The sequence below is a fragment of the Nocardioides sp. genome, assembly GCF_004803405.1.
Taxonomy (GTDB): Bacteria; Actinomycetota; Actinomycetes; order Propionibacteriales; family Nocardioidaceae; genus Nocardioides; species Nocardioides vastitatis.
The window spans coordinates 1-8923 of the sequence record NZ_SSXI01000268.1 but is presented as its reverse complement, the minus strand read 5'-3'; the positions used below and the strand labels follow the sequence as shown (position 1 = coordinate 8923).

The 8923-nt window shown below is 70.7% G+C and carries 8 protein-coding genes and 1 pseudogene; 4 read left to right on the top strand and 5 right to left on the bottom strand.

What is annotated here, in order from left to right:
- Both E7Z54_RS23825 and E7Z54_RS19315 read left to right on the top strand, forming a co-directional pair.
- A pseudogene (locus E7Z54_RS23825) lies at window positions 1–375 on the top strand (hypothetical protein); the annotation flags it as partial.
- Between the two features lie 57 nt (window positions 376–432).
- The gene (locus tag E7Z54_RS19315) at window positions 433–2457 is read left to right on the top strand and encodes a M3 family metallopeptidase (protein WP_136436355.1); all 2025 of its coding nucleotides are present in this window, start codon (window positions 433–435) and stop codon (window positions 2455–2457) included.
- Between the two features lie 12 nt (window positions 2458–2469).
- Here the strand turns inward: E7Z54_RS19315 and E7Z54_RS19310 are convergent, their stop codons facing one another.
- Window positions 2470–3654, bottom strand: a complete 1185-nt coding sequence (locus E7Z54_RS19310; protein ID WP_136436354.1) for a PQQ-dependent sugar dehydrogenase — start codon at window positions 3652–3654, stop codon at window positions 2470–2472.
- Window positions 3655–3796: 142 nt separating this feature from the next.
- Here E7Z54_RS19310 and E7Z54_RS19305 point away from each other — a divergent pair, with 142 nt between their 5' ends.
- Window positions 3797–5017 (top strand): LCP family protein, encoded by a 1221-nt coding sequence (locus E7Z54_RS19305; RefSeq protein ID WP_168798421.1) that lies wholly within the window; start codon window positions 3797–3799, stop codon window positions 5015–5017.
- 34 nt (window positions 5018–5051) lie between these two features.
- Here the strand turns inward: E7Z54_RS19305 and E7Z54_RS19300 are convergent, their stop codons facing one another.
- The 4 genes from E7Z54_RS19300 to E7Z54_RS19285 all read right to left on the bottom strand — a co-directional run bounded on the left by E7Z54_RS19300 (window position 5052) and on the right by E7Z54_RS19285 (window position 8169).
- On the bottom strand, window positions 5052–6125 hold the full coding sequence (locus tag E7Z54_RS19300; RefSeq protein WP_136436352.1) for a hypothetical protein: 1074 nt from the start codon (window positions 6123–6125) through the stop codon (window positions 5052–5054).
- Complete coding sequence (locus E7Z54_RS19295; protein ID WP_168798420.1) at window positions 6122–6616, bottom strand: sigma-70 family RNA polymerase sigma factor; 495 nt, start codon at window positions 6614–6616, stop codon at window positions 6122–6124. The genes E7Z54_RS19300 and E7Z54_RS19295 overlap by 4 nt, the downstream gene beginning before the upstream one ends.
- Window positions 6617–6707: 91 nt before the next feature.
- The gene (gene panB, locus E7Z54_RS19290) at window positions 6708–7577 is read right to left on the bottom strand and encodes a 3-methyl-2-oxobutanoate hydroxymethyltransferase (protein WP_136436350.1); all 870 of its coding nucleotides are present in this window, start codon (window positions 7575–7577) and stop codon (window positions 6708–6710) included.
- A gap of 103 nt (window positions 7578–7680) precedes the next feature.
- Window positions 7681–8169: a VOC family protein gene (locus E7Z54_RS19285; protein WP_136436349.1), complete on the bottom strand. Its 489-nt coding sequence runs from the start codon at window positions 8167–8169 to the stop codon at window positions 7681–7683.
- A 108-nt stretch (window positions 8170–8277) separates the two neighbouring features.
- Between E7Z54_RS19285 and E7Z54_RS19280 the strand changes: the two genes are divergently transcribed.
- Window positions 8278–8778 carry a SigE family RNA polymerase sigma factor gene (locus E7Z54_RS19280; RefSeq protein ID WP_136436348.1) on the top strand — a complete coding sequence of 167 codons (501 nt, stop codon included), beginning with the start codon at window positions 8278–8280 and terminating at the stop codon, window positions 8776–8778.
- Window positions 8779–8923: the final 145 nt, after the last annotated feature.

Below are 8923 nucleotides of genomic sequence, written 5' to 3'. Positions count from 1 at the left end.
CCGACGGACCCGACGGACCCGACCGATCCCACGGACCCGACCGATCCCACGGACCCGACGGATCCCGCCGATTCGACGGATCCCGCCGGCCCGACGGATTCCACGGACTCGACGGATCCCGCCGGCCCGACGGATTCCACGGACCCGACGGATGCGTCCGGCCCCGCTGACCCGACCGACCAGGCAGACCCGGCCGAGCCGACCGGCACTGCGGACGCGACCGAGGAGCCGAACGAGCCGCCCGAGAAGCCAGCGGGTGCCTGCGCCCCGCCGACCGAGGCGCGCGAGGAGTCGGTCGAGGCGCCGGAGGAGCCGGCCGGTGATCCGGAGGCCAGGGAGGACCTGCCGGCCTGCGACACCCCCGTAGGCTCCTGACGGCGGACGGCGGACGGCGCGCCGGGCCCGGCCAGGGCCGGATGGCACACTCGGTCCATGATCGACGCGCTGCTCGACGCGAGCGACCTCCCCCACCAGCTGCCGCGTTTCGCGGACATCGCCGACGAGGACTTCGGACCCGCTCTCGATGCCGCGATGGCCGAGCAGCTGGAGCTGATCGCCGCCATCACCGAGAACCCGGTGCCAGCGAACTTCGACAACACGGTCGTGCCGCTGGAACGCAGCGGCGTGCGGCTCACCCGCGTCCTTCGGATCTTCTGGAACAAGGCGGGCGCCGACTCCAACGACACCATCGACGCGGTCCGTTCCCAGTACGCCTCGAGGCTCGCCGCGCACAGCGACGCGATCCTGCTCGACGCCGCGCTCTGGGCGCGGCTGCAGATGGTCCACGGTCAGCGTGAGCAGCTGGATCCGGAGGCGCGCTACCTCGTGGAGCGCTATGTGACCGAGTTCCGGCTCGCCGGCGCCGCGCTGGTGGAGGACGACAAGGAGCGGCTCCGCGAGCTGAACGGCCGGATCTCCAGTCAGGAGACGGCGTTCGAGCTGGCGCTTCAAGCCGACAGCACCGAGCTCGCCGTCGAGGTCGCCGACGTCGCTGAGCTCGACGGGCTCACCCAGGGCGAGATCTCCGCGGCCGCGGCGGCCGCGGAGGCGCGTCGGATCGACGCCAAGTACCTGCTGACGCTGGTGCTGCCCACCGCCCACCCGTACCTGGCATCGCTGACCGACCGCGACGTGCGACGTCGTCTCTCCGAGGCACAGCGCGCCCGCGGCAGCAGGGGAGGGCCGCACGACACCCGCGCGATCGTGCTCGACATCGTCCGGCTCCGCGCCGAGCGGGCCCGACTGCTCGGCTTCGACAACCACGCCGCCCTGGTGACCGCCGACAACACGGCCGGCACGCCGGACGCCGTACGAACCATGCTCGAGCGGCTCGCCGGGCCGGCGGCGCGCAACGCGCGGCGCGAGCAGCAGGCGCTATCGGAGGAGGCCGGGTTCTCGGTCGAGCCGTGGGACTGGTCGTTCTACGCCGAGAAGGTCCGCACCGCCACGTACGACGTCGACCTGGCCGCGCTGCGGCCGTGGTTCGAGGCCGAGCGGGTGCTGCGGGACGGCGTGTTCTTCGCCGCCGGGCGGCTCTACGGGCTGTCGTTCCAGGAGCGGTCCGACCTGCAGGGCTATCACCCGGACGTCCGGATCTTCGAGGTGAGCCAGGACGGCACCCCGATCGGGCTCTACCTGCTCGACCTCTACACCCGCGACTCCAAGCGCGGCGGCGCGTGGATGAGCAGCCTGGTCAGCCAGGCCGAGCTGCTCGGCACCAAGACGGCCGTGGTGGTCAACAACCTCAACGTGCCGAAGCCGGCGCCCGGCGAGGCGACGCTGCTGACCTGGGACGAGACCCGCACCCTCTTCCACGAGTTCGGCCACGCGCTGCACGGGTTGCTGGCTCGCGCCACCTACCCCAAGCTCTCCGGCACCAACGTGTTCCGCGACTTCGTCGAGTACCCCTCCCAGGTGAACGAGATGTGGATCCTCTGGCCCGAGGTGCTCGCGAACTACGCCGTGCACCACGAGACCGGCGAGCCGATCCCGCCGGGCGTGGTCGAGCGGCTCAAGGCCGCCGAGGTCTTCAACGAAGGCTTCAAGACGAGCGAGTACCTGGCCGCGGCGCTGCTGGACCTGGCCTGGCACGAGCTCGCGCCCGAGGACGTGCCCACCGACCCCGAGCAGGTCCTGGCCTTCGAGCGCGAGGCGCTGGCGAGGGTCGGCCTCGACAACCCGGCGGTGCCTCCGCGGTACGCGACGCCCTACTTCGCCCACAGCTTCAGCTCCGGCTACGCGTCGGCCTACTACTCCTACATCTGGAGCGAGGTCCTCGACGCGGACACCGTCGCCTGGTTCCAGGACCACGGCGGACTCACCCGGGAGAACGGCGACCTCTACCGGCAGTATGTCGTCGGCATCGGCGGCACTCGCGACCCTCTCGAGTCCTACCGGGAGTGGCGCGGCCGCCCGGCCCCGATCGAGCCGCTGCTGGAGCGCCGCGGTCTGGCCTGAGCCGTCCTGCGGTCAGGGCCGCGGCCGCACCCTGAGTACGACGTCGCGTCCGTCGCCGTTGTCGGTCGTCACGAACAGCGCGTTGCCGCCGGTGGCGGTCACGTCGCGGAGCCGGCCGAAGCGACGGAGCTCGGCGGGAGCGCGTGTCCAGCGGAGCCGGCCGTCTGCGTCGAACTTCACGAACATCAGCCGCTGGTCCTTGAGCACCGCGACAGCGAGGCTGTTGCGGTAGGCACCCCACGCCGCGCCGGTCACGAAATCGGCGCCCGAGGGCGCGATCGTCGGATCGCCAGAGCGCCAGCGGGCGTTGAACTGCCGGCCCGGCAGGCGGTGGTCGGTCATCGGCCGGCTCTCATTGTAGCCCGGAACCGGGTGCCAGCCGTAGTTCCGGCCTCTGCCGAGACGGTTGACCTCGTCGTCGCGGAAGGTGCCGTGCTCGACCGACCACAGCGATCCGTCGGCGCGCTGGGCCAGGCCCTGGATGTTCCGGTGCCCGTAGGTCAGGACGTAGCGGCGCTTGCCCCGGCCGTCGTACCAGCGGTTGCGGGGGTGGGGGCGGCCACTGAACCGGTCGACACGGAGGACCTTGCCTCCGAAGGAGTCCAGGTTCTGGGGCGTCCGGCCGCGGGTGGCATCGCCGGTGCCGATGAGCAGGTCCCCGCTGCGGCTGATCAGCAGCCGGCAGCCGGCGTGGCGGCCGATGGAGCTGGACGGGATGCCCGCCACCAGGGTGCGGACCAGGCGGGCCCGGGTCAGTGCGCGGTCGAGCGTCCAGGCGATCACCCGCACGTCGTGCGACCCGTCGGCCCTCCGCCAGCCCGAGCACGTGTAGATCCGGCGGTTGTCGGCGAACCGCGGGTCGATCTCGAGGCCGAGCAGACCGGTCTCGCCGCGGGCCCAGATTCGCCGACTCGGGAAGCCGAGGTTGCGCTTGCCGCCGGTCGCCGGGTTGACCAGTGTCAGCGCTCGTCGATCGCGCTGGGTCACCAGCAGCCGGCCGTTCGGCAGCTGCTGCACCTCCCACGGGTGGTCGAGGCCGCGGGCGACGACGTCGACGCGGAAGCCGACCGCGGCGCGGGTCTCGACGACTGCGGCTATCGGCACCGGCGGCGTCGCGGAGCCACCCGGAGGAGCGGCCGCGGCGAGGAGCAGGACGAGCAGGACGGCACCCGGGAGTACGACGACACGCGAACGCATGTGGCGACGGTACCCCCGGGGGCGTGCGCCACGAAGGCGTCAGGATCAGACGGCGCGCTCGTCGGGGTCCGCTCGGCCATACTTCGAGTCACAGCAGAGACCCCCCGCGGAACGCCGTGGTGTGCCGACGAGCAGGAGAAGGATGCCGCAGGACGACGAACCCGGTGGGCATGCCGGGCGGCGCAGGACCCCGCAGCCGGGCAGGACGATCGCCACGGTGATCGTCGCCAGCCTGCTCTCGCTTGCGGTCGCCACGGGGCTCGGCGTCGTGCTTCTCTACGACAACTGGAACGGGAACATCCATCGCGTCAGCCTGGGTGACCGGGTCAAGAACAGGCCGGCCAAGCAGCACGTGACCGGACCGCTGGAGCCGATGAACATCCTGGTGATGGGCTCGGACGCCCGCTCGGGCGTCGGCAACGGGATCGACGGCGAGTCCGGCGGCGGCGTCTCCGACACCACGATCCTGTTCCACCTCTCGGCCGACCGGGAGTTCGCCTACGGCATCTCCATCCCGCGGGACACGGCGGTCATGCGCCCGACCTGTTACGAGGCCGACGGCAGCGAGATCCCCGCGTCCACCAGCTATGCCAAGTGGAATGCGGCCTACGCCGTCGGTGGCCCGTTCTGCACCGTTCAGCAGTTCGAGCAGCTGACCGGGATCCGCGTCGACAACTACCTGGTCGTGGACTTCAACAAGTTCAAGGACATGGTGGACGCCCTCGACGGCGTCGAGGTCTGCATCCCGCACGACATCGACGACCCCGAGCACGACGTCCATCTCGAGGCCGGCACACAGGAGCTCCTCGGCGAGGAGGCACTGGACTACTTCCGGGTGCGGTACGGGATCAGCGGCGGGATCGACCCCAACCGCACCCGTCGTCAGCAGGCCTTCATCGGTTCGATGATCACCAAGGCCCTCGCCACCGATATGTTGGCTCGCCCTGATCGCCTGATCCGGTTCATGAACGCGGCCACGTCGTCGCTGCAGACCGACTTCAGGAATGGCGCGCAGATCGCGGACCTCGCCCTCACCGCCAAGGGGGTCGGTCTGGGGGACATCAAGTTCGTCACCACGCCGTGGCTCTTCTCAGACAAGGTCAGCTCGGGAGTCGAGTGGGCGCCCGAAGTCGAGGACCTGTGGCGTCTGGTCCGTCGGGATCAGCCGCTGACAGCGGAGTTCCTCGAGAATGCGCTCAGTGCGGGTGACCCGCCCGGCGGCACGTCCCGCGCGACCGACGGTCCTTCGACGACCTCGGGGACGCGGTCCGGCACACCGAGCGAGGGCTCCTCTCCCGCCCCCGGCAAGCCCGAAAGCGGACTGGACGCCGCGGGTCGCGCAGCGGCCGGCCTGTGCACTTGAGCGGTCTGCAGCCACGCGCCTGTCGGGCGTCGGGTCAGTCACACGGCTGGGACCGGGCGGTTCCGGCGGAGCCGGTGGGAAGGAAGGTGACCTCCTGTCCACCGAGGTCGCGGTAGGTCAGTCGGTCACCTTCCTCTGTCACCGTGCCGAGCCCGACCCATCTCTCGGCCAGCCCGCCACCCCAGCCGAAGTCGTCCGTCGCCGATGCGGTCCAGTCGCGGTTGTCGTGGCGCAGCTCGTCGATAGCGCAGTGGCCGACCGTCACGGGCAGGAGGCGTAGGTCATCGGATCCCGGCGTCGGTCCCGGCGCCAGGTCCGGGCAGACCGCGAGCTGCTTCGGGATCCACCGGTCTGCCTCGAGAGCCAGCCGTGCCGCTGCCTGCACTCTGCCTTCGCGAACATAGGTGGTGGTCACGTCTCCCGACCGAGCGCCGGGGGTCCTGCCGATCGACGCGGCGACCCCGAACCCCATCAGGTCCGGTGCCGAAGGCTCCAGCGCCAGGCCGACCCGCTCCTGGCCCGGCCGACTCTCCCGTACGACAGTGCCCACGATGGCCCGAGCTGGCGGACAGTCCAGTCGCGCACCCCCGTTCCACTCGTCAGTCGACGCCTCGCTGGCGCAGCGCTCGGAGCCGTCGACGGACCACGCCGACGGCTCATCCTCCTCCAGGTCCGCACGGGTGGACTCCAGCCGCATCCAGGCCCTCACCGTCCCGTCATCCCTGCGGAGATAGGCGAAGCCCTCGGCCGAGTCGATCTCGATCTCTCCGGCGTCCGGTCCGGCCCAGGCACGAGCGGCCGCCAGAGGCGTGCGAAACGCAGGGACCGTCGGTCGGTCGAGGGACGCGGTTCGGATGACCGAGGAGCCGGGACAGGTGGGCGGCGTCGGTCCCGACGCCGGTCGATGATCAGGGTCGCGCTGTTGGAGGACCGTGATGCCGCCGACGACGATCACGACCGCCGCCGCGGCGATCAGCATCCGACTGAGACGGTGAGGCCCACGTGGCCCGGCCGTGCTCCCAGGGACCACCAGCTCGGCGGCAGACGGCGCGTCCAGCTCTTCCCGCGCGAAGTAGCGCCTCAGCCGACGGTCCAGTTCGTCGGTCATTCCGCGGCCTCCAGATGCGACTTGAGCGCGGCCATGCCACGTGCCGCGAGACTGCGGACAGTGGCGCGCCGGCAACCGATGACGTCGGCGATCGCGGCGTCGTCGAAGTCGGCCCAGTACCGCAGCACCAGGACGCTCCTCTGGCGATCGCTGAGCAGGGCCAGGCCGTGTGCGATCCGGTGCTGCTCATCCACGGCGGCCACCGGATCGGCTGCCGCTGCGAGGCCTTGTGCCTCGAGGAGCTCAACCTCTCGGAGCCTCGATCTGCGGGACGTCGTGCGATGGAGGTTCAGCATGATCCGTAGGACGTAGCGATCGGGGTGGTCGGCCGCCTCCACCCGCTCCCGAGCGGTCCACGCCCGCGCCAAGGTGTCCTGGGTGAGGTCGAGTGCGGCGTCGCGACTCCGGGTCAGCAGGTATGCGCACCGCAGCAGCCAGTCACCGCGCTCGTGCACGAGCCGTGCAACCACGCTGTCGGCCGGCTGTGCCACCCGAAGTACCTCCACACCGGCATGGACTCCCTGCAGACGCGAACTGTTGCACGTCGACGCCACCAGGGCCGTCGACGGTGGGGTCGCGGCGTCAGAAGGTGTGCTCGGCGGCCGGGAAGCTGCCGTCCTTCACCTCGGCGTCGAAGGCACGGGCCGCGTCGAGCAGCACCGACCGCAGGTCGGCGTACTGCTTGACGAAGCGCGGCATCCTGCCGGTACGAAGGCCGAAGGCGTCCTGCCAGACCAGAACCTGGCCGTCGCACTGGTTGCCGGCGCCGATGCCGATGGTGGGGATCTCCAGCTTGGCGGTGACCTCGGCGGCCACGTCGCCGGGAACCATCTCCATCACGACCGCGAACGCGCCGGCCTCCTGCACCGCCTCGGCGTCGCGGAGCACGCGGTCGGCGGCCGCGCCGCGCCCCTGGACCCGGTAGCCGCCCAGGGCGTGCTCGGACTGGGGGGTGAAGCCGATGTGCCCCATCACGGGGATGCCGCCCCGGGTCATCCGCTCGATCTGCGGGACCATCTCGACGCCGCCCTCGAGCTTCACGCAGTGGGCGCCGCCCTCCTTCATGAACCGCGCGGCGGTCAGGTAGCCCTGCTCGGGAGAGGCCTGGTACGAGCCGAAGGGCAGGTCGCCCACGACGAGCGCGCGCGAGACCGAGCGGCTGACGGCTCGGGTCAGCGGGAGCATCTCGTCCACCGTGATCGGCAGCGACGTGGCGTTGCCGAGCACGTTGTTCGACGCGCTGTCTCCGACCAGGAGCACCTCGATCCCGGCCTCGTCGAAGATCTGCGCGGTGAGCTGGTCGTAGCTGGTGAGCATCGAGAATAGCTCGCCCCGCTGCTTCAGCTCGCGCAGATGATGGGTCCGGATCCGCTTGATCCGGGTTGGGGCCGGCTCGGTGGAAGGGGTCTGGCCCCCTCCGTAGGGAGCGGTCTCCTCGGGCGTGTTGCTCATCGTCGAGCTCCGTTCATTCATCTCGCGGCTCCCCGATGGAGTCCACGGATCGTCGGGAACAATGACGAGGCTAGACCCGCGAGCGGTGTCAGGTCGCTGTGTGCTAGGTCACGGCGTCCACCGCGGCCTCGAGCTCGGCCACGACGATCCGCCTCATCCCGAGCATCGCCTTGGTGGCCGCCTGCGCGCGGGCGGGGTCCGCGTCGGTGACCAGCTCATAGAGGCGCGTCGGCACGATCTGCCACGACAGGCCGAACCTGTCCTTGAGCCATCCGCAGACCGACTCCTCGCCACCGTCGGCCAGCGAGTCCCAGTAGTAGTCGACCTCCGACTGGTCCTTGCAGCTCACGGAGAACGAGATCGCCTCGTTGAAGGAGAACGCCGGGCCGCCGTTGATGCCGCGGAACGTGATGCCGTCGAGGGTGAACTCACCGGCCATCACCGTCCCCGGCTCGCCTGGGCCGGCGTCGGTGTAGCGGCTCATGTGTCCGATCGAGGAGTTCGGGAAGATGCCGGTGTAGAAGTGCGCGGCCTCCTCCAGGTTGTCGTCGAACCACAGGCACGGCTGGATGCGACTGTTCTGGATGCTCATGTCGATGAGACCCGGCGTATGAACGGGACTCATCGCGGGGCGCACCGAAGTGGCGCCAACCTTTCCCGGCTCCGCCTGCGTTTGATGGGAGAGCGCGGAAGGGGCTGTATGGACGACGAGGGCTTCAGCGAGTGGGTCGGCGGCGTCGAGCGGCAGCTGCTGCGCTCGGCCTACCTGCTCACCGGCGATCTCCAGCGAGCCGAGGACCTGCTTCAGGAAGCGCTGGTGAAGGTGGCGCTCCGCTGGCGCCGGCTGAGGGCCGAGAACCCGACGGCATACGCCCGCCGGATCCTGGTGCGTGACAACGTCTCGGCGTGGCGTCGGCGGAGGGAGACGCCCGTGGCCGACGTGGTCGGAAGTGACCTCCAGGGCGACATGGTCTCCTCGGACCCTGAGACCGAGTTGGTCGTACGACGCGCGCTCGCGCGACTCACGCCAGCGCAACGTGCGGTGCTGGTGCTCCGGCACTTCGACGATCTGAGCGAGCGCCAGACCGCTGAGGTGCTCGGTGTGTCCGTCGGGACGGTCAAGAGCCAGAACGCCGCAGCCCTGGCCCGGCTCCGCACCGGAGCACCGGAACTGCTCGACCTGATCGGAGGGACCTCGTGACCGAGGAACAGGACGTCGCCGGACTCGGCGCGGCGCTTCATCGGGCAACGGACTCGCTGGCCGCGCCCGGGTTCGCGGCACATGCGGCCCTGGTCGCCCGGCACCGGCGCGCTCGGAACCGGGGGCTCGCCGTCGCAGCGGCCGT